Origin of the sequence: Geobacillus sp. PK12, assembly GCF_004123125.1 — a bacterium.
GTDB lineage: Bacteria > Bacillota > Bacilli > Bacillales > Anoxybacillaceae > Geobacillus > Geobacillus zalihae.
Map to the genome: position 1 here is coordinate 344919 of NZ_SDKL01000002.1, position 23464 is coordinate 368382.

At 52.1% G+C, this 23464-nt stretch carries 22 protein-coding genes, 1 pseudogene and 1 riboswitch; of the genes and pseudogenes, 15 read left to right on the plus strand and 8 right to left on the minus strand.

All coding sequences use genetic code 11. The annotated features are described in order from the left end of the window. Window positions 1-14 precede the first annotated feature (14 nt). Both ETR37_RS02210 and ETR37_RS02220 read right to left on the minus strand, forming a co-directional pair. Window positions 15-1439, minus strand: a complete 1425-nt coding sequence (locus ETR37_RS02210; protein WP_129446838.1) for an amino acid permease — start codon at window positions 1437-1439, stop codon at window positions 15-17. 76 nt (window positions 1440-1515) lie between these two features. Beyond that, window positions 1516-1696: riboswitch (Lysine riboswitch) on the minus strand. A gap of 288 nt (window positions 1697-1984) precedes the next feature. Beyond that, a pseudogene (locus ETR37_RS02220) lies at window positions 1985-2236 on the minus strand (transposase); the annotation flags it as partial. Window positions 2237-2535: 299 nt separating this feature from the next. Between ETR37_RS02220 and ETR37_RS02230 the strand changes: the two are divergent. The 5 genes from ETR37_RS02230 (at window position 2536) to ETR37_RS02250 (ending at window position 7523) form a co-directional block, all read left to right on the plus strand. Further along, window positions 2536-4230 (plus strand): M3 family oligoendopeptidase, encoded by a 1695-nt coding sequence (locus ETR37_RS02230; RefSeq protein WP_033024954.1) that lies wholly within the window; start codon window positions 2536-2538, stop codon window positions 4228-4230. 229 nt (window positions 4231-4459) lie between these two features. Continuing rightward, a complete protein-coding gene (locus tag ETR37_RS02235) occupies window positions 4460-4978 on the plus strand; it encodes a GNAT family N-acetyltransferase (RefSeq protein ID WP_033024955.1) in 519 nt (172 codons plus the stop codon). Between the two features lie 129 nt (window positions 4979-5107). After that, complete coding sequence (locus tag ETR37_RS02240) at window positions 5108-5836, plus strand: ABC transporter ATP-binding protein (protein ID WP_033024957.1); 729 nt, start codon at window positions 5108-5110, stop codon at window positions 5834-5836. Then, window positions 5833-6858 carry an ABC transporter permease gene (locus ETR37_RS02245; RefSeq protein ID WP_129446839.1) on the plus strand — a complete coding sequence of 342 codons (1026 nt, stop codon included), beginning with the start codon at window positions 5833-5835 and terminating at the stop codon, window positions 6856-6858. The genes ETR37_RS02240 and ETR37_RS02245 overlap by 4 nt, the downstream gene beginning before the upstream one ends. 11 nt (window positions 6859-6869) lie before the next feature. Further along, window positions 6870-7523 (plus strand): TetR/AcrR family transcriptional regulator, encoded by a 654-nt coding sequence (locus ETR37_RS02250; RefSeq protein WP_129446840.1) that lies wholly within the window; start codon window positions 6870-6872, stop codon window positions 7521-7523. Window positions 7524-7550: 27 nt separating this feature from the next. On the opposite strand, the gene hepT is transcribed toward ETR37_RS02250, so the two are convergent. The 4 genes from hepT to ETR37_RS02275 all read right to left on the minus strand — a co-directional run bounded on the left by hepT (window position 7551) and on the right by ETR37_RS02275 (window position 12060). Continuing rightward, the gene (gene hepT / locus ETR37_RS02255) at window positions 7551-7970 is read right to left on the minus strand and encodes a type VII toxin-antitoxin system HepT family RNase toxin (RefSeq protein WP_033005519.1); all 420 of its coding nucleotides are present in this window, start codon (window positions 7968-7970) and stop codon (window positions 7551-7553) included. Further along, complete coding sequence (mntA, locus tag ETR37_RS02260; protein WP_129446841.1) at window positions 7960-8367, minus strand: type VII toxin-antitoxin system MntA family adenylyltransferase antitoxin; 408 nt, start codon at window positions 8365-8367, stop codon at window positions 7960-7962. The genes hepT and mntA overlap by 11 nt, the downstream gene beginning before the upstream one ends. A 186-nt stretch (window positions 8368-8553) precedes the next feature. After that, window positions 8554-9153: a hypothetical protein gene (locus tag ETR37_RS02265; RefSeq protein ID WP_129446842.1), complete on the minus strand. Its 600-nt coding sequence runs from the start codon at window positions 9151-9153 to the stop codon at window positions 8554-8556. 771 nt (window positions 9154-9924) lie between these two features. Further along, on the minus strand, window positions 9925-12060 hold the full coding sequence (locus ETR37_RS02275) for an ATP-dependent Clp protease ATP-binding subunit (protein WP_129446843.1): 2136 nt from the start codon (window positions 12058-12060) through the stop codon (window positions 9925-9927). Between the two features lie 267 nt (window positions 12061-12327). On the opposite strand from ETR37_RS02275, the gene ETR37_RS02280 reads away from it, so the two are divergent. Both ETR37_RS02280 and ETR37_RS02285 read left to right on the plus strand, forming a co-directional pair. Continuing rightward, window positions 12328-13074 (plus strand): FixH family protein, encoded by a 747-nt coding sequence (locus ETR37_RS02280; RefSeq protein ID WP_081132891.1) that lies wholly within the window; start codon window positions 12328-12330, stop codon window positions 13072-13074. Window positions 13075-13181: 107 nt separating this feature from the next. Continuing rightward, window positions 13182-14222: a YkvI family membrane protein gene (locus ETR37_RS02285; protein WP_013145950.1), complete on the plus strand. Its 1041-nt coding sequence runs from the start codon at window positions 13182-13184 to the stop codon at window positions 14220-14222. A 59-nt stretch (window positions 14223-14281) separates the two neighbouring features. Here the strand turns inward: ETR37_RS02285 and ETR37_RS02290 are convergent, their stop codons facing one another. Beyond that, entirely contained in the window at window positions 14282-15892 is a 1611-nt protein-coding gene (locus ETR37_RS02290; RefSeq protein ID WP_081132880.1) for a methyl-accepting chemotaxis protein, read from the minus strand. 140 nt (window positions 15893-16032) lie between these two features. Here ETR37_RS02290 and ETR37_RS02295 point away from each other — a divergent pair, with 140 nt between their 5' ends. The 8 genes from ETR37_RS02295 to ETR37_RS02330 all read left to right on the plus strand — a co-directional run bounded on the left by ETR37_RS02295 (window position 16033) and on the right by ETR37_RS02330 (window position 23080). After that, on the plus strand, window positions 16033-17547 hold the full coding sequence (locus ETR37_RS02295) for a spore germination protein (protein ID WP_081132881.1): 1515 nt from the start codon (window positions 16033-16035) through the stop codon (window positions 17545-17547). 11 nt (window positions 17548-17558) lie between these two features. Continuing rightward, on the plus strand, window positions 17559-18644 hold the full coding sequence (locus tag ETR37_RS02300; protein WP_081132882.1) for a Ger(x)C family spore germination protein: 1086 nt from the start codon (window positions 17559-17561) through the stop codon (window positions 18642-18644). 26 nt (window positions 18645-18670) lie between these two features. After that, the gene (locus ETR37_RS02305; protein WP_081132883.1) at window positions 18671-19783 is read left to right on the plus strand and encodes a GerAB/ArcD/ProY family transporter; all 1113 of its coding nucleotides are present in this window, start codon (window positions 18671-18673) and stop codon (window positions 19781-19783) included. Between the two features lie 172 nt (window positions 19784-19955). Then, the gene (gene queC, locus ETR37_RS02310) at window positions 19956-20627 is read left to right on the plus strand and encodes a 7-cyano-7-deazaguanine synthase QueC (protein ID WP_015374272.1); all 672 of its coding nucleotides are present in this window, start codon (window positions 19956-19958) and stop codon (window positions 20625-20627) included. Further along, window positions 20624-21061, plus strand: coding sequence for a 6-carboxytetrahydropterin synthase QueD (queD, locus tag ETR37_RS02315; protein WP_015374273.1), 438 nt, complete (start codon window positions 20624-20626; stop codon window positions 21059-21061). The genes queC and queD overlap by 4 nt, the downstream gene beginning before the upstream one ends. Next, window positions 21061-21795 (plus strand): 7-carboxy-7-deazaguanine synthase QueE, encoded by a 735-nt coding sequence (gene queE / locus ETR37_RS02320; RefSeq protein ID WP_015374274.1) that lies wholly within the window; start codon window positions 21061-21063, stop codon window positions 21793-21795. Before queD ends, queE begins: the two co-directional genes overlap by 1 nt. Before the next feature lie 50 nt (window positions 21796-21845). Then, the gene (gene queF, locus ETR37_RS02325) at window positions 21846-22343 is read left to right on the plus strand and encodes a preQ(1) synthase (protein ID WP_081132884.1); all 498 of its coding nucleotides are present in this window, start codon (window positions 21846-21848) and stop codon (window positions 22341-22343) included. A 53-nt stretch (window positions 22344-22396) separates the two neighbouring features. After that, window positions 22397-23080 carry an NAD(P)H-binding protein gene (locus tag ETR37_RS02330; RefSeq protein ID WP_020754933.1) on the plus strand — a complete coding sequence of 228 codons (684 nt, stop codon included), beginning with the start codon at window positions 22397-22399 and terminating at the stop codon, window positions 23078-23080. Window positions 23081-23112: 32 nt separating this feature from the next. Here ETR37_RS02330 and ETR37_RS02335 read toward each other — a convergent pair whose 3' ends face one another. Continuing rightward, window positions 23113-23292, minus strand: coding sequence for a YkvS family protein (locus ETR37_RS02335; protein ID WP_033005507.1), 180 nt, complete (start codon window positions 23290-23292; stop codon window positions 23113-23115). Window positions 23293-23464 lie beyond the last annotated feature (172 nt).

Genomic DNA, 23464 nt, shown 5'->3' on the forward strand with positions numbered 1-23464 from the left:
CGTCCGTTTTTTGGCTATGCCGACAGTTTTTGCTTTTCATTTGCCTGCTGCGCTGCCTTTTTCACCTGCGGGTAGAAGATCACGCCGCTTGCCAGCAAGGCAACGCCGAGCAGGAACGTTTTCATATCCGCCGTCCCGGCGATGACGACCCAGACGGAATACAATGTTGCCAGCGCCGCAACGATGCCGTCCGCGAGCCGCTCCCGTCCTGCCGCATACGTTTCCCCAGTGAGCGTGAGCTTCAGCTGGAAGACGGAAGCAATCAAATATGGAACGAGATAAGCGAGCGTGGCAATGTAAATGACGAAGTCAAACGCCGCCGCCATCGAATGGGAAATGGTCGAGAAAATGAACAATTGCGCGAAGGCGTTCGACAACGTGAGCGAGAAGCTCGGCACGTTTTTCTTGTTTTCTTTCAAAAAGGCCGGCATAAACAGTCCTTGTTTGGCAGCTTGGTATGGCACTTCCGCGCTCAATAAAATCCAGCCGAGCGTTGAGCCGAGCAAGCTGATCAGCCCAAGGCCAGCCAACACGTAGCCGCCCGCCGGTCCGACGATGGCATTGATGGCGTCCACGAGCGGTTTTTCCGATTGAATCAGTTCGCGTTGCGGCAAGACGCCCATCACCAAAAAGCTGATGCCGATGTAAATGGCTAAGGCGATGAGCAGGCCGGCGATCGTCGCCCGTTTTACGTCCGCTTGTTTGCGCGCGCGGGAAGCGAACACCATCGCCGATTCGACGCCGACAAACGCCCAGAGTGTCGATAACGCGGCGTTGTTGATTTGTCCAAGCAAACCGATCGGCTGTCCGTTCCCGTCATAGCGAGGGGCATCAAGCGGGCCGATGACGGCTTTGTCAAAGGCAAACAGCGCGATGACGATAAATAGGAAAAAGCCAAGCACTTTGGCCGCGGTGGCAACAAAATTCAGCTTGCCAGCGCCTTCTACCCCGCGCAAAATGATGATATGCATCCCCCAAAGGAGCGCCGTGCAGACGAGAAACGTCAACAAGTTCCCAAGCTTCAAGGTGAACGCCCCGGCGGTGAACACCGTTTGGCCGCTCGTCAGAACCGGGAAAAACGTCGACAAGTAGCTTGCAAATGTTGTAATGATCGCCACGTTGCCGGCAAAGTTGCCGACCCAGTAGCCCCATGATGACATAAATCCCGATAAAATCGAGAGATTGGAGCCTTTCGGAAACAGCTCCTTCGCGTAAATTTGCGGTCCGCCGCCTAACTCGGGCTTGCGGATTGCCAAGTTGCCAAACACAACCGCCGTCATGAGGACGCCGGCTCCGGTCAACAGCCAGGCGAACATGACGCCGATGGGGCTCGCCGCTTCCGCCAACGAGCGCGGCAGCATGAAAATGCCGGAACCAACCATATTGCCAACGACGAGCGCGGTTAACACCCAAATGCCAAGTTTTCGTTGCTGATCCAAGGTCAAAACGCTCCTTTCAAAAAAAGAAAGCACCCGCGCCTCTTCAGCAGGTGCATGATCGATTCGCATCCAACTGAATGGCGATAGCGCTCCATCGCCCAAGGGCGATGGCAGTCCTGCGCCTGTTCGGCCGCAGGCCCAGCTTGCGCCGCCGGAGCGCGCCGCAAACTTCGGCGGTGAACCCTTTCCCGCTGCGTCATGGACCGCTCCGAGCCTCGGCAGCGCTACTTTTGTTCACCGCAACCTCTATCCCATTGAAGTGGAGAGGGGGTATATGGTTGCCGACACTATCTTACCTGATTCGACAAAAATCGTCAATATGTTTTTGGGAAATACAGAAGATGGGACGAGATTCCCAATCCATGGCCGCTATTTCTAGGGGGAAGAGGGCGCGAATGGGAATATGATTTGTTTTTGAAAAATAGAAATGGTTGCGAAGATCAAGATCATGATAGTTGCCTTCTTTTTCTATGAGGAAATAAAATGGAAATTTGTTCAGAGAATGGTTCATCACTAAAAACTAAAAGATGTACTTGCACTAGCCATTAAAGTATGTTAGCTGTTTCTAACCGAACCCGAAATGCAAAACGTTGGATATTTCTGTATCCGTATCCCCGACGTTTGATCCGCTTAATCTTGTTATTCGTTTCCTCCATTTTCCCATTCGAATAAGACGATAAAATGCATGATATGATTTCGTCTGTTCGTTTGACGAGTGATTTTGCGATGGCTCGCACAACTGAACAAGGACAAAACGAATAACGATGAATCCAAGCCTCCAATTGTTCCAGATTTTGCACATTCTTTCGGAACGTTTGCACGCTCTCTCAGATAAAGATTTCCAACGCGCCTAATGGACCGATGGAAAAGAGAAAGCGCAAAATTTTGGTGAAGAGCCTTTTTATGCGCATATATGGGTGGTTTTTTATATATTATGCAAAGGTTGCGAAATATGAGTGAAATGATTAGTATAATTTGTGGTGGTGAACCCAGAGAATGGGAAATCGAGAAGGATTTTGATGATTCATGGCGAATAAACAGTAGGTCGGTTGAGTGATGAAAAAATGTAAAAATGAAAGGAAAGAAGGGACAGAGCATGAAGTTTTCGGAGTTTCGTTATGAGCGGCCGGACATCGCTCAATTGCAAGCATCGTTTCAAGAAGCGCTTGATTCGTTCCGCCGCGCCGGGAGCGCCGCCTTGCAGCACGAGGCGATGAAGCAAATCAATGCACTGCGCCGCCGCTACAGCACGATGGCGAACCTTTGCCATATTCGCCATACGATCGATACGAACGATGAATTTTATAAAAAAGAGCAAGACTTTTTCGACGAAACGGAGCCAGTCGTCAAGGGGCTTGTCAACGATTATTACCGCGCGCTTGTTTCCTCGCTGTTCCGCGCTGAATTGGAACAAGTGTGGGGGAAACAGCTGTTTGCGTTGGCCGAAACACAGCTGAAAACATACGCGCCGGCGGTTGTCGAAGACTTGCAAAAAGAAAACAAGCTGGCCAGCGAATATACGAAGCTCATTGCATCGGCGAAAATCATGTTTGAAGGAGAGGAGCGGACGCTCGCCCAGCTGCAGCCGTTTGTCGAGTCGCCGGACCGCACGATGCGCCAACGGGCGAGCGAAGCGCGGTTTTCGTTTTTCACGGACCACGAAAAAGAGCTCGATGAGCTGTATGATGAGCTCGTCCACGTCCGCACAGCGATCGCCCGGAAGCTTGGGTTCAAAAACTTTGTTGAGCTCGGCTATGCCCGTTTAGGACGGACCGATTACAATGCCGACATGGTTGCCAATTTCCGCCGGCAAGTGAAAACACACATCGTTCCGCTCGCGTCCAGGCTGCGCGAGCGCCAGCGGCAGCGCATCAAGGTCGAGAAGCTCTACTATTACGATGAGCCGTTTATGTTTTCAACCGGCAACCCGGCGCCGAAAGGGGATGCCGATTGGATCGTCGAAAACGGCCGGCGCATGTATGAAGAGCTGTCGCCGGAAACAGGCGAGTTTTTCCGCTATATGGTCGAACATGAATTGATGGACCTCGTCGCCAAAAAAGGAAAGGCGGGCGGCGGCTATTGCACGTATATCGATGATTACAAGGCGCCGTTTATTTTCTCGAACTTTACCGGGACGTCCGGCGACATTGATGTGCTCACCCATGAAGCCGGACATGCGTTCCAAGTGTATGAAAGCCGCCATTACGACATTCCGGAATACAACTGGCCGACGCTTGAGGCGTGTGAAATCCATTCGATGAGCATGGAGTTTTTCACCTGGCCGTGGATGGAGCTCTTTTTCGCCGACGACGCCGACAAATACCGATTCGCCCATTTGAGCGACGCGCTTTTGTTTTTGCCGTACGGCGTGGCGGTCGATGAATTCCAGCACGCGGTCTATGAGAACCCGGATATGACGCCAGCTGAGCGGAAGAAAACATGGCGTGACATCGAGAACGTGTATTTGCCGACAAGAGACTACGCCGGCCATGACTACCTTGAGCGCGGCGGGTTTTGGCAGCGGCAAGGGCACATTTACACCGACCCGTTTTATTACATTGATTACACCCTTGCGCAAGTGTGCGCGTTCCAATTTTGGAAGCGGGCGCAAGACGACCGGGCTGCGGCGTGGCGCGACTATGTGGCGCTTTGTCGATTGGGCGGCAGCCGGCCGTTCACCGAGCTCGTCCAAAGCGCCAACCTACAGTCGCCGTTTGCTGACGGGGCGGTCGCTTCGGTCGTCGGCCATATTGAACGATGGCTCGACAGCGTCGATGACAAAGCCTTGTAAAAAGAAGCAAAAAAGGCGGGCGGGAACGGCACCGCCCTGCTTTTCTTTATCATCTCGCGCCGAGAAGACCCCCACTTCCACACGTGAGCAGAAGAGGGTGGGGATGGCTTGGTTGACAGCCTGCTGTGGGGCGGGTGTTCCCAAGAATCTCCCACCTCAAAGCTCAAGCGTAGGAGGGAGAGCGTTCAATTTGAAAACTTCTATCAAACTGGGGAAAAGGGGGAAAACGATGATCCGTAAAGCCACATGGGCCGACGCACCGGCCATCGCTTCGGTCCACGTTGAAAGTTGGAAGACGACATACAGCGGCATCGTGCCAGACGCATACTTGGAGACGTTGTCAGTGGGAGAAAAACAACCCTTATGGGAGAAGGTGCTCAGCCAATCGGGTCATTCTGTGTTTGTCGCCGAGGAAAACGGGCGCGTCGTTGGATTTGTCTCCGGCGGACCAAATCGGGCAGCCGACGGTCCGATAGCGAAGTATGACGGGGAGCTGTATGCGATTTATTTGCTTAAAGAGGTGCAAGGAAAAGGGCTCGGCCGGCAACTCGTTCAAGCGTTGACCCGCGATTTGGCGCAAAAAGGCATTCATTCGCTGGTCGTCTGGGTGCTTGCCGACAATCCGTCACGCGGTTTTTACGAACGGCTTGGCGGTGAAAAACTGGCCGAGGAAAGGGTGGAAATCGGTGGAAAAGCATTATGGGAGTGGTGCTACGGCTGGCGAGACGTCCAATTGATGGAACAGTAGGTGGACTGCCGAACCGTCGGCAGCTTAAAAAATGTATTTTGTGAGTGATTACTCACTTTACAAAAAGGTTTATCTTTTTTATACTATATATGAGTGATTACTCACTACTATGCAAAGGGGAGAAAAGCAATGACCGCCAATCCATGTATTCAAGTCGAGCGTGTCTCCAAGCGGTTTGGAAAAAAAGTGGTCATCCACGATGTGTCGTTGGATGTCCGCGCGGGAGAAATTTTCGGTCTGCTCGGCCCGTCGGGTGCAGGAAAAACGACGTTGGTGCGCATGATCGCCGGCATTGATCAAGCGAGTGAAGGGACGATTCGCGTGCTCGGCGTGAATATGCCCAATCTTGGCGCCATGAAGCGGATCGGCTTTATGGCCCAGTCGGATGCCCTGTACGGAGAATTGACCGCGCTGGAGAACATGCAATTTTTTGCTTCCATCTACGGGTTGCGAGGGAAAAAACAAAAAGAGCGGATCGATGACATGTTGGCGCTTGTCAACTTAACGAATGATCGAAAAAAGCCGGTGCACCAATATTCAGGAGGGATGAAGCGTCGGTTGTCGCTGGCGATCGCCTTGCTTCATGAACCGGACGTGCTTATTTTGGATGAGCCGACGGTCGGCATCGATCCGGTGCTGCGCCAATCGATTTGGGCGGAGCTTGAGCGGATTCGCCAGCGCGGCACAACCATTGTCGTCACGACCCATGTGATGGATGAAGCGGAAAAGTGCGGGCGGCTTGGCATGATTCGCGAAGGCCGTCTGATCGCCGTCGGCCGCCCGGATGAATTGAAACAGGAAGCAGGCGCGGAAACGATTGAGCAAGCGTTTTTGACGTTTGGAGGTGTCCGTCGATGAGAGTGTTGGCCATTGTCGTCCGCATCATCCGCCAGTTTTTCCGCGACAAGCGCACGCTGGCGCTCATGATTGTCGCGCCGATGTTCGTCTTGTTGTTAATGGATTTGGTGTTTAATGGCGAAGAATACAAACCAGCCATTGCCGTCAGCGAACACGTGCCTGAGGTGGTTGTTGACAAGTTGAAAGAAGCAGGAGCGAACGTGAAAGAGCTGTCAGCAAAACAAGCGCGAAAGCAGCTGGACGATCAAGACATTGACGCGTGGCTTGACATGAGCGGAAGCGCTCCGCACCTTACGCTGGAAGGAAGCGACCCGACGGCCAATCAGGCTGTGATGGCCGCGGTGCAAAAGGCGTTTCAGTCCATGGCGCCCAAGCCCCCGTTTCAGCTGAAAACAACGTATTGGCACGGATCAAGCGACATGGCGTCGTTTGATTATTTCGGCCCGGTGCTCATCGGCTTTTTCATCTTCTTTTTCGTCTTTTTGATCGCCGGGGTATCGTTTTTGCGTGAGCGGACGAATGGGACGCTCGAGCGGTTGATGGCGACGCCGCTCAGGCGCTGGGAAATGGTCGCCGGCTACATGGTCGGGTTCGGGCTGTTTACGACGATTCAAGCAAGCTTAATTTCATGGTTTGCCATTGATGTGTTGGACATGATGATGGAAGGTTCGTTTTGGTATGTGCTGCTCATTACGTTTTTGCTGGCGATGACGGCGCTGGCGCTTGGGATGCTGCTGTCGGCGTTCGCCAACAACGAGCTGCAAATGGTGCAGTTTATCCCGCTTGTCGTCGTGCCGCAAGTGTTTTTCTCGGGTTTGTTCAATCTCGACACGATGGAACAATGGCTTCGTTCCTTAAGCGTCATCATGCCGCTCACCTACGGGGCGGACGCGCTGCGCGACATTATGGTGCGCGGAGAAGGTTTTAGCGCCATCGCCGTTGATGTGTACGTGCTGCTTGGCTTTACGTTGCTGTTTATGCTATTAAATGTAGTAGCATTGAAAAAATACCGCAAGCTGTAAGGAGTAGAGTCATGAGCGAGCATTCATGGATTCAGGAATTGCTGCAAATCGGCGGCAAGGAAGGGCAGTTCAGCGAAAAGCAGCTAAAAATTTTGGAAGCTGCCGTTGAAATGTTCGCCGAGAAAGGCTATGCGGCGACGTCGACGAGCGAAATCGCCAAAAAGGCTGGGGTGGCGGAAGGGACGATCTTCCGCCATTATAAGACGAAAAAAGATTTATTGCTGGCCATCGTCACGCCGACGTTGTTTCATTCCGTCGCCCCGTTTTTGGCGAAAGAATTCGTCCGCGAAGTGTTTGACAACGAATATGAGACGTACGAACAGTTTTTGCGCGCGGTGCTCGCCAACCGCTACACCTTTGTGAAAACGTATTTGCCGGCGATTCGCGTGCTTTGGCAGGAGCTCGCCTTTCATTCCGAGATTAAACAATGTTTTCAACGCGTGTTTACAGAGCACGTGTATCCAAAATTTGCCCGTATTGTCCGCCATTTTCAAGAGAAAGGAGAGTTGGTCGAGCTGCCGGTCGATTCCGTCATCCGCCTGACGATCACATCGCTCGCCGGCTTTTTGGCCGCCCGTTTTCTCCTTTTGCCTGATCACCATTGGGACGATGAGGCGGAGATGGAGCGGACGATTCACGTGTTGATGAACGGTTTGCGGCGCTAACCGGCCGGCTTCCGCGTGGGAGCCGGCCTAGCCGTTTTTCTTGGCATAATCGAGGATGGCTTTGGCAAAGTGTTTAAAATCATCGAGATGGTGGTCGATGATGGCTTGCAAAATGCCAAGGTTCAGTTGTTGGTAGTTGTGAACGGCGATGTTGCGGAATCCGACCATCGCCTTCATCTTTTTGCTTACGGAAGGGGAGATGACCCCATGTTCTTCGAGGAGAGCGAACGCATCGCGGCTATGCTGCGGCAGTCCGAATTTCTGCTCGGCCACGATATGCATGGCCAAATCGATGCATGCCTCGCACGCCCGCTGTAAATTGAGAATGATCGAGTCTTGTTTTGTATAATTTTGTAAATTTTGGGGGTCGTGGTCATATTCTTCGTCAATTCGTTTCAGACATCGTTCAATGATGCTGACCTTATTCAAAATCACATCATGTTTCATACACCGACCCACTTTCTGCAATTCGTTTTAATACTGGCGCCCTCTCTTCATTCAGCTTTGCATACATTTTCAACGTTTTCATTTCAAACTCCATTCGTTTCCGTTCGTCGCAACAATCGATCACCTTTCCGCTCGAGACGACTTGCGCTTGAAACACGGTGCTGGCTTGGCGCAAATCGACAAGATCGACATCTCGCCCTAACTTGTCAGCCAAATGCCCCGCGAGCCGAAACAGCTCATACGGATCATGCGGTTCGCCGTCGCTGACAAAGGCGATGTCGATATCGCTGTCTGGGCGCATCGCCCCACGGGCGGCTGAACCGAACAGGTAGATGACGAACGGGTGAAGAGCCGGGCGGAGCGTCTGAATGATGATCGTCTCCATTTCGTTTGGCAATCGCGATGCCCCCTTGCGTTTTTCTTCATTATAGCAAAATTTTTTCGTTCCTGGAGAAAAGACGGAAAAAGAAAAAGAGGCGATGGCGACCGCCCCTTTTTACAGCGAAAATCCTTTATTCGTGCGAAAGAGTCTGACCTCAAGAAACGGACGTGCGGTCGATGAAAACGTTTGACCGAACGGCCGTCATTTTCTTGCACCACTGTCTTCCGAAATGACGCTGGATCCTTTGTTTGGGTCGAACGATTGGTACCATTGAACATCATTGAAAATATGCACGGGGAACCGTTCTTTGTCCAAAATGAGAAGATTGTACCGCAAGTCTCCATGATTGATTCGATTGATCAAATCTTTTGGTATATCATTTGTCCAAGTGGAAGAAATGGTGATGGTATATGATAACTGTCCGTTTGCCGGCAAAGGGCCTTTGACAGCGTTGGAACGGTCAACATGGGTCAGACGCGAGAGTTCCTCTGGATATTGAATGACGAAATAGTAATCTCGATACTGTTCAAGCAAACGGTACAGCTGTTCCGAGATGGTGTAATGAATCGTCAGCTCGATCGATCGACTTGTCGCCTTTGCAATAAATTGATTGACTAGAAAATGCGGAGGGAGAAATTTCTGTTCCAACGATAACGGCTTTTGTTCCGTCTCCGCTTTTTCATGTTCCTGCTTCGCTTTCTCCACCGGATGCGGCGCAACAGGGGCGGGGTCGTGTCCGCGTTCGCACGCCGCCAGCAAGAGAAAGCAGATGAAAAGGGGATGGAAAAATTTTTTGCTCATAAAATCACCATTCATGAGTGTTTAGTTTTGTTTAATGCTGTCGGAATATCCCTCATATGTCCATTGTCCGCTGACGGTTTTCGAGCTGATGAGAGTTCCTCTGCTGTAGTAATTTTCTTTACCGGTCGCTTTCACCCAACGGCTTCCATATCGAAGGGTATAGGTGGAATAAGGAGGGATCGTCCAAGTAACAGTTGTTGTTTTTTCCACCCGCGCTCCTAAACTTACTTCCGTACTAATTCCTACTTCCAGGACCATCTCGTTAAATGTGGACGACGAAGAAACAGTAGCGGTTGCATACGCTTCTCTCTTGACTGTGTGGGAAACAGTGTCAGTAGTAGATTTGTTGTTTACGTGGGTATGAGTCCAATAAATGGTCAGCCCTCTTGTATCTGTGCTGTGAACGTATTCATATCCATCATAAGGGATATAGGTTGGATTGATTTCTGCTTCTGTCTTATTAAATGGGGTAAGAGATTAAATGGGGTAAGAGAAAGCAATCCAGCCAAAAGAATCGGACTAATGGTTTGAATCATCTTTCTTTTGAACATCACAATCCCTCCTAATATTTAGAATTTATAACTTATTTTTAGCAAAAAAAAAAGTAAGTGTCAATAATATTTCCAAAAAAATTATTTTATAAAATATTCACCCCTTCACTAAAAGTGTGCTTGACTGAATCGAGGTGAAAAATCGGTTTGATAAACGGTCCATTGGAAAGAAAGATCCGCCGAAAGCAAAATTGATGTTCGGCGGATCCTCTGTTGTAAGTTATGATTCGATTTTCGCCACAATGGCGTCCCCTTCGGCGTCGATGCGGATTGCGCGCACGGGACTGCTTGCGTCAAGCAGGCAGTCGGCGATGTTGTCTTCGACATGCTCTTGGATGACACGGCGGAGCGGGCGGGCGCCAAAGGCCGGATGGTAGCCGAGTTCGGCCAGTTTTTCTTTCGCCGCTTCGGTCACTTCGAGTTCAATGCCTTGTTCGCGCATCGCCGCTTTGACGTCAGCGAGCATCAAATCGACGATTTGGAGCAAGTGCTGTTTTTCGAGCGGCTTGAACTCGATGATGGCGTCGAAGCGGTTCAAAAATTCCGGCTTGAAGTAGGCGCTCAAAGAGTCAAGGACGCTTGTTTGCCCGTTGCCCTCTTTTTCAAAGCCGACGGTGATTTTTTTATCGGTTGCGCCGGCGTTGCTTGTCGCAATGATGACGGTGTCTTTGAAGCTGACGGTGCGGCCTTGGCTGTCGGTTAAGCGGCCGTCTTCCAAAATTTGCAGGAAGATGTGCTGCACATCCGGGTGCGCTTTTTCAATCTCGTCAAGCAAGATGATGCTGTATGGGTTGCGGCGCACTTTTTCCGTCAGCTGTCCGGCTTCTTCAAAGCCGACATAGCCCGGCGGCGAACCGATCAGCTTCGAGACCGAATGTTTCTCCATGTATTCGCTCATATCGAGGCGAATCAAGGCGTCTTTTGTGCCAAACAGCTCCTCGGCGAGCGTTTTGGCGAGCTCCGTTTTCCCGACGCCGGTCGGGCCGACGAACAAGAACGAACCGATCGGGCGGTGTTTCGCTTTCAAGCCGGCGCGGCTGCGGCGAATGGCTTTCGCGACTTTTTTCACCGCTTCCGCTTGGCCGATCACTTTTTTCGCCAAGTTTTCTTCGAGATGTTTCATTTTTTCTTTTTCATCGGCTTGCAGTTTGCCGACCGGGATGCCGGTTTTCTCGGCAATGATTTGCTCGATGTCCGCCACATCGACTGTTGGGCGTTCTTGGGTGACGCCTTGCTCGAGTTGTTTTTCAAGCTTCAGCTCTTCAGCGCGCAGTTTCGCCGCCAATTCGTAGTTTTCTTCTTTCGCCGCTTGTTCTTTTTCTTTTGCGATTTGCATCAGCCGCTCTTGCAGCTGCTTTTCATCGGTCGGGCCGAGGCGCAAGTTCGCTTTCGAGCCGGCCTCGTCAAGCAAGTCGATCGCCTTGTCCGGGAGGAAGCGGTCTTGAATGTAGCGGTGCGACAATTTCACGCACGCTTCGATCGCTTCGTCCGTATAGCGGACATGATGGAATTGTTCATATTTTGGCTGAATGCCTTTTAAGATGGCGATCGCTTCCTCAACGGTCGGCTCGTGGACGATGACCGGTTGGAAGCGGCGCTCAAGAGCCGCGTCTTTTTCAATTTGCCGGTATTCTTTGAGTGTCGTCGCCCCAACGACTTGCAGTTCCCCGCGGGCAAGCGCCGGTTTTAAAATGTTGCCCGCGTCCATCGAGCCTTCAGCGGCTCCAGCACCGACGAGCAGATGGATTTCGTCAATGAACAAGATGATGTTTTTCCGCTCTTGCAGTTCGGCGATGAGCCGTTTCATCCGCTCTTCAAATTGGCCGCGGATGCCGGTGTTGGCAACAAGCGAAGCGACGTCAAGCAAGTACACGTCTTTGTTCAATAGTTTTTCCGGCACTTGCCCTTCGGCGATTTTCAGCGCGAGCCCTTCAACGATGGCTGTTTTCCCGACACCCGGCTCCCCGATCAACACCGGGTTGTTTTTGTTGCGGCGGTTTAAAATTTCGATCACGCGGGCGATTTCTTTGTCGCGGCCGATGACCGGATCGATCAAGCCCGCTTTCGCCATTTGCGTCAAGTTGCGGCCGAATTGATCCAAAAATCCACCGCCATGGCTTTGCGGGCGCTTCGCCATCGTTTTCGGCGCGCTCATTCCGGCGTTGGCGGCTGTGAACGGGCTAGTAAAGAAGTCATCAAAGGAAAACGGTGAAAAGCCGAAGTTCATCGGAATGGACAGTTGTTGTTTTTGCTTTTCATAGCATTCATGGCACAGGTGAAGTTGTTGTTTTTCCCCGTTCCATTGCAAGTTGACAAACACTGTTGCTTCACGTTGTTGGCATGCTTGGCATAGCATGAGACATACCCCCTTTTCTCTTATTCGGGATTTGACTTTGACTTTCTTTGACTTTCTGACTTTATTATACTTTGACCTTTTTTGACTTTCAAGTGTTTTGTACAAAAAAATTGTAATAACGATGAAATGTTTTTGAAAAAATGGTGAATACTAATGTAGGTGCGGCAAAGCTATGATAAAGTGAAAAACAGAAAAAGAGGCGGAAAAGACTCCGTCTTTGGTGCTCATGATGATCATGAATTTGAAGGAAAAAGGAGAAAGGTGAAGATGAGAAGACAGGTTGGTTTCGCGTTTGCTGTTGTACTTTTGGGGATGATGATCATGGCTGCTTGTACAAATCACAACAAGCAAGCTGAGACGCCGGCCGTGCTTGACGTGAAAATCGATGCGCCGGATCATATCGATTTGAACAAACCGACCAAGCTCGCCTGCGTCGTGACGTACGGCGGCGAAAAAGTAGACGATGCGAACGAAGTCAAGTTTGAAGTATGGAAGCATGGAAGCGACGAGCGGGAAATGCTTGAAGCGAAGCATGACGGCGACGGCCGATACTCGGTGGAAAAAACGTTCACCGAAGCGGGAACATATTCGGTGGTCGCCCATGTGACGGCGCGCGACATGCATAACATGCCGAAGAAAGATATTGTCGCCGGCAGCCCGGAACAGGCGGCGACGGCTGACGGTGCGCGCGAAAATTCCCAAGGCAGTGCTGAAGAACACCATCATGGCGCCGTCGCCATTTCGCTGTCGTCCCGTTCGTTCGAAGCCGGAAAACCGGCGGCGTTGACCGTCCGCCTCTCCAAAGATGGGAAGCCGTTGACAGGTGCGACCGTTCGTTTTGAGATTTGGCAGGCGGACAATAAGCATGAATTTGTCGATGCAAAGGAAAAAGGAAACGGCGAGTACGAAGCCATGGCCACGTTTGCCAACAAAGGAACGTATTCGGTGAAAGTGCACGTCGAAGGAAGCGGCGGGCTGCACGAACATCAAGTCGAACAAGTGACGGTTCAGTAACGAAGGATGCCGAGGGAGGCATCCTTTTTTTCTACTCGTCTTTCTTGTCCGCTGCGGACATATATATAGAAGTAAAGCAACGGACAAGGAGAAGGAGAGGGCAGTCAGTGAAGAAGAAAGCGGAATGGTCGGAAGCATGGCAAATCGCCGCTGTTTACGTCGGCACGGTGATTGGAGCGGGATTTGCGACTGGCAGGGAAATTATTGAATTTTTTACCCGCTACGGAATGGCTGGGACGATCGGGGTGGCGGTCAGCGGCGTTTTGTTCACATGGGGCGGCGCGCGCCTAATGGTGATGGCGCGCCGCATTGGAGCCGCGTCCTATGATGAATTGAATCGCTATTTGTTCGGAAGAATGTTGAGTCCGTTTGTGACGCTTGTGATGACGGCGATGATCGCGGGGGTGACGGCGGTGATGATCGCCGGGGCGGGTGCCGTGTTTGAAGAGCAGATCGGCTGGCCGAGGCAGGCGGGCGTCACGCTGACGCTCGGTTTGGCGCTTCTTGTCATGTTGTTTGACCGCAAAGGGCTGTTTGGCGTCAACGTGTTTGTTGCGCCGATGATGGTGCTGTTCAGCGCCATCGCCTTTGTGAAAACAATCGTGGCTGGCGATTTGTGCCGTCCGGACATGGCTGCGGTGGACTATTCCCTCAAGGCGATGTTGTCCCCGTTTTCCTATGCGGCCTTTAACTTGGCGATGGCCCAAGCGGTGCTTGTCCCCATCGCCCGCGAAGCGACCGATGAGCGAGCGGTGAGGCGCGGAGCGATGTTAGGCGGAATGGTGTTGACGGTTTTGCTGCTGTTGAACCATATGGTGCTGCTGTCGTTTCCACACAAGGACGATTATGATATTCCAATGGCCGAAGTCGTTCATACGTTTTTTACTGTGTTGTATTGGCTTTATGTCGTCGTCATTTACGGAGAAATTTTTACATCGGTCATCGGCGGCATGTTTGGACTTGCACGCCAAGTGCGCGTTTGGGCGCCGCTTGGCGGGAAATGGCTGGGCGTGCTGCTCGTTTTGCTGTTTGCGGCGGTCAGCCCGTTTCATTACGGGGAGCTGCTGTCATTCATCTATCCGCTGTTTGGTTATATGAGTCTTGTGCTTTTGTGGCTTCTTTGGCGCCGGCAGCTGCCGCGCCGGTAAATGAGCCCTTTCGTTCCCCAAAGTTTTTTGGTGAAGGGGGACGAAAGGGCTTCGTTTCGTTATGAGTGGAAGCGGGCGATCATTTTTTCTAAATCGCGCGCTGCTGCAGCCAACGTGTCGGCTTCCCGCGCCAACTGGTGAAGGGCGAGCGTCTGTTGCTCAAGCCCCGCCGCCGTTTCTTGCACCATGTTTGAAAAATCGGCGGCGACGGTGCGTACGTCTTCCATCAGTCCGCCGAGCTGCTCGCCGTCGGCGGTGATGTCGTTGACATATGATTCGTTTTGCTGAAGCAAGTCGTTCAGCTGGGCGAACATGCCTTGAAACGATGTGAACGTTTCCCCTGTTTTCCAAAGAGAGTCTTTCGTTTTTTCGACGTGGCGGCCACTTCCTTGCATCGCATGCACGGCTTCTTTGAGCGCGTTCGTCATGGCGTCGAGCGAGGCGAAAATTTCAGCGGCGAAGGCGTTTGTATCTTCGGCAAGCTTCCGGACTTCTTGGGCGACGATGGAAAAGCCGCGGCCCGCTTCACCCGCCCGCGCCGCTTCGATCGAGGCGTTGAGGGCGAGCAAGTTCGTTTGCTTGGCGATCGTGCGAATGGCGGCGATCATCTCATGAACGCGCGCCGCTTCATTGGCTGCTTTGTCGATGAGGGCAGTCATTTCGCCGATGCCGCGCTGCATCGCGTCCATGTTTGTTTTCGTTTCCTCAATGAGGCGGATGCCTTCTGCTGCTGACGACCAAGTGTCGCCCGCTTGCCTTACGACGCGTTCAACGGCGGCCCGCATGAGTTGCACGCGTTCCACCATCTGCCCGATGACGTCACCCGCTTGCTCGACGGCGGTCGTTTGTTGTTTCGCCCCTTCGCGGAACGTTTCGACGGCGGCGGCGATTTCGTCAAACGATTCAGAGAGGCGGCGCATTTCCATCTGCTGTTCAACGCTCACATCATGCACCGTTTTGGCCGCTTTGCCAAGCTCATGGATGATCGTGCGGATGCCGAGAATCATTTTGTTGATTTCGTAGGCGATTTGATGAAATTCATTCCGTTTTCCCGTCGTTTTCACTTCTGTCTGCAATTGGCCTGAGGAGACGGTGCGGGCGACGCTGTACCAATGGCGAAGCTCGGCGGCAATGGCCCGATGCCAGGCGGCGCCAAGCCCAAGCCCAGCGAGAGCGGCGCACAGCGCGGCCAAAACGGGCGGCGCCCCTGCGATGGAAGCGGCCAGCCCAACGGCTGCGGGCGCAATGGCGACGCTTGCTAACACCCATTGCAAATACGGGCGGTGCATGAGCCGCCCCATCCGCAAATTGAACCGCCTTCCGCCTGGCTCCGTCCAAAACGGGCAGCTGGCGTCAATCAGCACCTCGCCCGTATCGCGTTCGTACACTTGCAAGAGCGGTTCATTCGTGCGGGCGGCAGCCAGCCCGACTGGGTCGGCAAACACCCTTCCCTCGCGGAGGCGGTTCGTATGGACAACTCCGTATCCGCTTTCATCGACAAGAACAAAATATTCATCATGGCCAAGCTGTTCATCCAACAAGGCGCGGATGCGGTCGAGCTGCTCTTCAAGCGGACGCGTTCGGTCGATCATCTTTCGCAGCGCTTCCGCCGTTTCTGTCACTTTTTTCAACGCTCGTTTCGACCGACGCTGTTTCGTCAGTTCGCTCATAGACGATTCTCCTTTTTTCATTTGTCTATTTTCAATAATATATAGAAGATTTTGTCGAATCAATAGGATGAAAGGGGGATGCATAAAAATATCGATCGATTGGAAGACTATGCCGTAAACGGAAAGGCGAGGGGATGTTCGTGGGTTTATTCTCATTTTGGAAAAAAAAGAAAAAACGCCCCCCTCAGCGGCCCATTTCGCAGCTTTGGGAAACGCTGCGGCAATCGAGCGATTTTGTCGAAGTGTCGTTTGTTGTGGGAGGTAAGGAGCTGTCGATTTATTATTTTGATTCACTCGTCGATCCGCAAGTGCTGCAAGAGCGGATTCTTTGCCATTTGCAAAACGACATTCCAAACCATCCAACTGTCCGTTTGGAAGACTTGCAGCAAATCGTGCCGATTCAGCGCATTGAAGTGAGCGAAGACACGGCGCTGATTGAAGAGAAGGTGCTGAAAGGGTTTGTCGCTGTCACATTCCGCGAGCAACCGAACAAAGCGGCGCTCATGGGCGCCGCGGCTGAAAATTTGGGGCTTCGGGAAAACAATGATTCGGAAAACGAATTCAGCGTCGTTGGGCCCAAAGTCGGATTTGTGGAAAATGTCGGCGTCAACTTGCATCTCATCCGCCGGCAAGTGGTGACGCCAAATCTTGTGTTTCGGGAAATGTCGATCGGTTCGATGTCGAAAACGAAAGTGGTCATCGCCTACATCGACGGTGTCGCTAATCCGGAAGTCATTCAAACGGTGACGCAGCGGCTTGAGTCCATTCATTTTGACGTCGTGTTTGACAACGCGATTTTGGATCAGCTGCTCGCGGATAATTCACGGACGCCGTTTCCTCTTTTTATCTCGACCGAGCGGATCGATCGGGCCATCTATGCGCTTGTGTCGGGTCAGGTGGCCATTTTTTGCGACGGCTCCCCGTATGCCGTGATTGGCCCCGCCGCTCTCTTCGATTTTTTTACGTCGCCCGAAGATTATTACTTGCCATGGGTGCTCGGTACGTTTTTCCGGCTCATTCGGTTTTTCGGCGTTGCGTTTTCCGTGTTGGCGTCGCCGATTTATGTGGCGGTGCTGACGTATCATTATGAAATGATTCCCGAAGACTTGCTTGGACCGATCATTTATTCACGCTCGAACGTGCCATTTCCGCCGATGCTCGAGGTGCTGTTTTTGGAAATTACGATTGAGCTGTTGCGCGAGGCCGGGGCGCGGCTGCCGACGAAAGTCGCGCAAACGCTCGGGATTGTCGGCGGGATTGTCATCGGGCAAGCAACCGTTGATGCCGGGCTGACGAGTACGATTTTGTTGATTGTCGTCGCGTTGGCGGCGCTCGCTTCGTTTACAACGCCGATTTTCAAAATGTCCAACACGATTCGGTTCATCCGGTTTCCATTTATTTTGTTTGCCGCTTTCTGGGGCGGGATCGGCATTATCTTTGCCGTCTGCGGGCTGCTCATTCATTTAGGGCGGCTGCAGTCGTTTGGTTATCCGTATTTGCTGCCGTTTTATCCATTTCGTGTTCGCAGCTTCCGCGATACATTCATTCGTTCGCCATACAGTGAAACGGCGGAGCGGCCGATGTTTCTTCGTCCGCGGTCGCGGTTTCGTTACGATCCGAATGCGGCGAAGCAAAAACGCGACATTGATGAGTAAGGGGGATCATGATGAGGCGTGGGCTCGCATGGGTCGGTGCGCTGCTGTTGCTTGGCGGCTGCGCCAGTTCGCGGCCGATTGATGAAATTCAAATTATTCAACAGATGGGGTATGATTTCGAGAACGGCCGCTACACGGGCACCGCGGTGTACCCGACGTTCAAGCAAGGGCCGATGACAAAGCCGAATATGCTGACGACGACGTCGCCGACGGTCTACGACTTGATTCCGCGCCTGTCATCGAAATCCGCGCTGCCGGTTGAGGAAGGGCAGCTGCGCTTGATTTTGTTCGGCAAGGAGTTTGCCAGGCGGGGGGTGACGCAAATTACGCACAGCCTCGCGCGCAACAACAAAGTCGGCAGTCATTTGCTGCTTGGCGTAGCGGAAGAAAGCGCGAAGGAGCTGCTGAAAATCACGGCGAAAACGACGCTGAGCGATACGTTGTATTTGCCGAATCTGGTGGAGCAGAATGAGCAGTCGATGAACTTGCCGAAAACGAATTTGCACTTGTTTTTGTATCGCTATTTTTCCCCAGGCAGCGATCCGTTTTTGCCGTATTTTGAAAAAAAAGGAGATTTCGTCAAGCTTGAAGGGGTCGCGTTGTTTCGCGACGACCAATATGTCGGGCATGTGAGTTTGCGTGATTCGTTTTTAATGAAAATTTTGCTTGGAGAAACGAAAAACGGCGTCTACCAGCTGAAGGTTGGGAATCGCGGGAAACAGGGCGAGGATCGGGTGATGCTGCAAAACTTATGGGCGAAGTCGAAATATGAATGGAAGCGTGATGGAAGCCGCCATGTGCTTGATGTGTTCGTCCATATCCATGCGTCGGTGCGGGATTACCCGTCATGGCTCGATCAGCCGGGTCAAGATTTGTTTGCTGATGTGAAGAAAAAAATGCAAAACGAATTGGAGCATAATATGCGTCGGTTATTCCGTTATTTTCAGAAAAAACGGATTGACCCGCTCGGCATCGGCGATTTTGTTCGCAGTGTGACAAGACATTGGGATTCCGACGCGTTTTACCGTGAATACCCGGATCTAGACATCCGCCCGCACGTCACGGTGGATATCGTCCATACCGGCATTGGCGAATAAGACGGGGAACATGAGGAGGGATTAGGATGAAGCAGGCCATTCAGGAACGGTTTCTCATCTCCCCGTTTCTTGTGTTTTTTGTCATTCATGCTACGCAAGTTGGGGTCGGGGCACTCAATTTTCAGCGTCCACTGATGAAAGAGGCGGGGCAGGATGCCTGGATGGCAGTCTTAATGGCCGGGCTGGCGGCGCACGTGTTGATTTGGCTGATGTATCGGCTGCTGTCGCATTTGCCATCAGGCGGAGACCTCGTGTCGCTTCATGAACAGTACTTCGGGCGGTGGATCGGCGGGGTGCTGAGCCTTGGACTTCTTTTTTACTACGCGTTGGCGGCGTTTATGGTGCTTCAATCATACATTGAAATCATTAAAGTATGGGTGTTCCCGTTGATGGGGGCGTGGCAGTTCAGCCTTATGTTTTTGCTGATGACGTATTATGTCGTCTCCGGCGGGTTTCGCGTCGTTGTCGGCTTATGCGTTTGGGGGGTGGTGACTCCGCTGTTGACGATTTTTCCGATGGTTTTCTTTCCGCTTGAGTATGCTCAATACCGGAATTTATTGCCGGTGTTCGACCATTCGTTTGGGCAATTGGCAAAAGCATCGAAAGAGATGGTGCTGCAATATTTAGGGTTTGAAATGCTGCTGATGTATTACCCGTTTTTAAAACAGGCTCCGTCCTCGCAAAAGTGGGCGCATGCGGCCAACGCATTTACGATGTTCATTTATTTTGTTTTGATCCTTATTTCCATCGTGTTTTATAACAAAGAGCAAATTCAGCATATTACATGGCCGACGCTGACGCTGGCCAAAATTCCGGAAGTGCCGTTTATCGAGCGGATGGAGTATATTGTCATCTCGATTTATGTGCTCGTTGTGTTCCCGATCATCGCGGTCTCTATTTGGGCGGCGACGCGCGTGATCAAACAGCTGTTCGCTGTTCAGCAGCGCCGTTCGCTTCCCGTGTTGCTCGCTTGCTTATTTGTCGGGACGCTGTTTTTCCAAGAGAAGACAGATATTGAGCAGTTGACGGAATGGACAGCGAAGGCAGGGTTTTATCTTGTCGCGGTGTATGTTCCGCTCCTGTATGTGTATGTATGGACAGCGGAAAAAGTGAAAAAGACGCTACAACAAAAGCCATAAGTATGGTATAGTAAAGAAGAAAAACAGAAGAATCGCAATTCCGTACGCTTGTACGGGAGAGGTTTCTAGCAAAACCCTCTATAAAAAACTAGGGACGGCTGTATCCTAGGGGTATGGCCTTTTTTGTTTTGGAAACCTCTTCTGCTGCTGATTCAGAAGGAGGTTGATCATGATGAAGATGAATGAAGAAAAGGCGGTCGTTGTCTTCAGCGGCGGCCAAGACAGCACGACGTGTTTGTTTTGGGCGAAAAAACAGTTTGGTGAAGTGGAAACGGTGACGTTTGACTATGGGCAGCGTCATCGCCGCGAAATTGAAGTCGCTCAGGCAATTGCCGCTGAGCTTGGCGTTCGTCATACGGTGCTCGATATGTCGCTGCTTGGGCAATTGGCGCCGAACGCCCTAACGCGCCGGGACATCGCCATTGAACAAAAGGAAGGCGAGCTGCCGACGACATTTGTGGACGGGCGCAATTTGTTGTTTTTATCATTCGCCGCGGTGTTTGCCAAACAGCGGGGCGCGCGCCATCTCGTCACCGGAGTGTGCGAAACAGATTTCAGCGGCTATCCGGACTGCCGCGATGTGTTTATCAAATCATTGAACGTCACGCTGAATTTAGCGATGGATTACGAATTTGTCATTCATACGCCGCTCATGTGGCTGACGAAAGCGGAGACGTGGAAGCTCGCGGATGAGCTCGGGGCGCTCGAGTTCATTCGCACGAAGACGCTGACGTGCTATAACGGCATCATCGCCGACGGCTGCGGCGAATGTCCGGCATGCTTGCTGCGCAAGCGCGGGTTGGATGAATATTTGCGGGAAAAAGCGGGGGTGGAGCGGCCATGATGCACCAGCTTTATCCGCAAGTGATGCACCCTTACCGCTATGAGCTGAACAAAGATATGCACATCGCCGCCGCCCATTTCATCCCGCACGAAGCGGCCGGGAGCTGCGCCAACGTGCACGGCCACACGTACATCGTCAATGTGACGATTGCTGGCGATGAGCTCGATGAAAGCGGATTTTTGGTCAATTTTCAAACGATCAAACAGCTTGTGCATGGAAAGCTGGATCATACGTTGCTCAATGACCATAGCGATTGGTTTGACGGTCATGACCCGAATCGGTTTCCGACGACGGAAGTGGTGGCGCGCACGATTTATGAAACGATTCAGCGCTATTTGGATACGCTGCCGCACAAGCCGACATGTTTGCAAGTGTTTGTCCGCGAAACGCCGACAAGTTATGTCGTCTACCGGCCGAAAGCGGGGGAGCGGTAATGGCGCGCACGATTCCGGTGCTAGAGATTTTTGGTCCGACCATCCAAGGAGAGGGAATGGTGATCGGCCAAAAGACGATGTTCGTCCGCACAGCCGGCTGCGATTATCGCTGCCGCTGGTGCGATTCGGCGTTTACGTGGGACGGATCAGCGAAAGACGAGATCGAGCAGTTGACGGCAGACGACATTTGGCGGCGGCTTGAAGCCATGGGCGGCCGCCGCTTCCGCCACGTGACGATTTCAGGCGGCAACCCGCTTCTGATTGCGGCTCTTGGGGAGCTCATCGCGCTTCTTCATGAAAAAGGGATGCGGGTTGCGGTTGAAACGCAAGGGAGCCGTTGGCAGGATTGGCTGCTTGACATTGACGATGTCACCCTTTCCCCGAAGCCGCCAAGCTCGGGGATGGACACCGACTGGTCGGCGCTCGATCAAATCATGGAACGGCTGCAGGCTGACCAAAGCCGGGTGCGGCGCATCAGCTTGAAAGTCGTCGTCTTTGATGACGCCGATTTGGCGTATGCGAAAGAGGTGCACTGCCGCTACCCAGGTGTTCCGTTTTATTTGCAGACAGGAAACGCCGATGTGGCCGATTCGGATGTGGATGCACTCCGCGCGAAGCTTCTCAGTCGGTTGGAATGGCTCGTGGAACAAGCCGCCGATTCGGAAGAGCTGGCAGACGTCCACATCCTGCCGCAGCTGCACACGCTTCTTTGGGGAAACAAGCGCGGCGTGTAAAGCGGGGTGCGGCCGCTCACGTTGCATGAATCAAAGGGAGGAATGAAGGAATGGCAGGAAGAAAAGAGGAAGAATTGAAAGACTTGACGCTGCTTGGCCATCAAGGGACAACGTATTCGTTTACGTACAACCCCAATCTTCTTGAAGTGTTTGACAACAAACATCCTGACCGGGATTATTTCGTGAAGTTCAATTGTCCGGAGTTCACCTCGCTATGTCCCAAAACCGGGCAGCCGGACTTCGCGACGATTTACATCAGCTACATCCCGGACAAAAAATGCGTCGAAAGCAAATCGTTGAAGCTGTATTTGTTCAGCTTCCGCAATCATGGCGACTTTCACGAAGACTGCGTCAACATCATTATGAACGATTTGATTAAAGTCATGGAACCGCGCTATATCGAAGTGTGGGGCAAATTCACCCCGCGCGGCGGCATTTCCATCGATCCGTACTGCAATTGGGGGCGCCCGGGGACAAAATACGAAAAAATAGCGGAATACCGGCTGCTCAACCACGACTTGTATCCAGAAAAAGTCGACAACCGCTAAACTACAAAAAAGAGGTAGTTTTTTCGCCAACACTCCTATATAATGGACAGTGAATGTTTGCCTTGGAGGTTTTGGCGTTGGAGCGAAGAACAGCTCTTTTGCTTGGGGCGAGCGGCTTGGTCGGCGGGGAACTGCTCAAGTTGCTGCTTGAGTCGGATTTGTACCGGCAAGTGACCATTTTTGTCCGCACCCCGCTGCCGATTAAACATGAAAAACTGCAGCAAGTCGTCGCCGATTTTGCGCGGCTTGAATCGTATGAGCGGCATTTTTATGTCGATGATGTGTTTTGCTGCCTCGGAACGACGCGGAAAAAGGCGAAAACGAAGCAGCAGTTCATTCAAGTTGACTATGAATATACGCTGCGCGCGGCGGCGTTGGCGGAAAAGTGCCGCGTGAAAAGCTTTTTGACCGTCTCTTCGGTTGGCGCCAACCCGTGTTCGCCGTTTTTTTACCAGCGCGTCAAAGGAGAGGTGGAAGAGGCGTTGCAGCGGCTTTCCATCCCATCGCTTCATATTTTCCGTCCATCGTTGCTCGTCGGCAAGCGTCGGGAGTTCCGCCTTGGCGAGATGCTCGCCGGGTGGCTGTTATGCCGGCTGCCGTTTTTGTTCGTCGGCAAATGGAAAAAATATAAGCCGGTTGACGCCCATCAGCTTGCTTTGGCGATGTTTTACCGGGCGGCGTCCGCAGCGAACGGCGTCCACATCTATGAATGTGATGAACTCGCCCGCATTTCGTAAACAAAAAAGAGGCTCTTGACGGCCTCTTTTTTCTATTCAATAATCTTATAATTTTTATGGTTGACCACCGTCCGCTCTTGCAAATCAAGCTCGCGGTAGTTTTTCATATATGTCAAATCGACGATGACCGAGTTTTCGTTCACTTTTTCCACGATGCCGCGCAATCCATTTTTAAATTCAATAATGTCCCCGACTTTTGCTTTTTTCACCATTCTATCATTCCCCTTTTTAAACCGAATATAGTCGTCGGCGGCTAAAACGGGCGTGATCGGCCGAAAAGGCGGCCGGCCGGTGCGCCCTGGCCGTTGTGCCCGCTCTTTATAAAAAGGAGCAGGCGCTTTTTTACTAGTTTGCCTTATTTTTATGCACAAGTAAAGGGGTTTC